Source organism: Pseudomonas sp. CP-1, from assembly GCF_021213715.1.
Taxonomy (GTDB): Bacteria; Pseudomonadota; Gammaproteobacteria; order Pseudomonadales; family Pseudomonadaceae; genus Pseudomonas; species Pseudomonas aeruginosa.
This window is the reverse complement of the sequence record NZ_JAJQKY010000058.1, coordinates 1-1160: the sequence shown is the minus strand read 5'-3', so window position 1 is coordinate 1160 and position 1160 is coordinate 1. Positions and strand designations below refer to the sequence as shown.

The 1160-nt window shown below is 60.6% G+C and carries 1 protein-coding gene; it reads left to right on the top strand.

The window, feature by feature from the left end; translation table 11 throughout:
• Positions 1 to 1160, top strand: a 1160-nt coding sequence (gene tuf / locus LT948_RS33035) for an elongation factor Tu (protein WP_017001851.1), incomplete at both ends; no start/stop codon positions are given.

Sequence of the window (1160 nt, the reverse complement as noted above, 5' to 3'; positions counted from 1 at the left end):
CCGCACGTCAACGTCGGCACCATCGGTCACGTTGACCATGGCAAGACCACTCTGACCGCTGCACTGACCAAGGTCTGCTCCGACACCTGGGGTGGTTCCGCTCGTGCTTTCGATCAGATCGACAACGCGCCGGAAGAAAAGGCCCGCGGTATCACCATCAACACCTCGCACGTTGAATACGATTCCGCTGTTCGTCACTACGCCCACGTTGACTGCCCCGGTCACGCCGACTACGTGAAGAACATGATCACCGGTGCTGCCCAGATGGACGGCGCGATCCTGGTTTGCTCGGCTGCCGACGGCCCCATGCCGCAGACCCGCGAGCACATCCTGCTGTCCCGCCAGGTAGGCGTTCCCTACATCGTCGTGTTCCTGAACAAGGCCGACATGGTTGACGACGCCGAGCTGCTGGAACTGGTCGAGATGGAAGTTCGCGATCTGCTGAACACCTACGACTTCCCGGGCGACGACACTCCGATCATCATCGGTTCCGCGCTGATGGCGCTGGAAGGCAAGGATGACAACGGCATCGGCGTAAGCGCCGTGCAGAAGCTGGTAGAGACCCTGGACTCCTACATTCCGGAGCCGGTTCGTGCCATCGACCAGCCGTTCCTGATGCCGATCGAAGACGTGTTCTCGATCTCCGGCCGCGGTACCGTGGTAACCGGTCGTGTAGAGCGCGGCATCATCAAGGTCCAGGAAGAAGTGGAAATCGTCGGCATCAAGGCGACCACCAAGACCACCTGCACCGGCGTTGAAATGTTCCGCAAGCTGCTCGACGAAGGTCGTGCTGGTGAGAACGTTGGTATCCTGCTGCGCGGCACCAAGCGTGAAGACGTAGAGCGTGGCCAGGTTCTGGCCAAGCCGGGCACCATCAAGCCGCACACCAAGTTCGAGTGCGAAGTGTACGTGCTGTCCAAGGAAGAAGGTGGTCGTCACACCCCGTTCTTCAAGGGCTACCGTCCGCAGTTCTACTTCCGTACCACCGACGTGACCGGTAACTGCGAACTGCCGGAAGGCGTAGAGATGGTAATGCCGGGCGACAACATCAAGATGGTTGTCACCCTGATCGCTCCGATCGCCATGGAAGATGGCCTGCGCTTCGCGATCCGCGAAGGCGGCCGTACCGTTGGCGCCGGCGTGGTTGCCAAGATCATCGA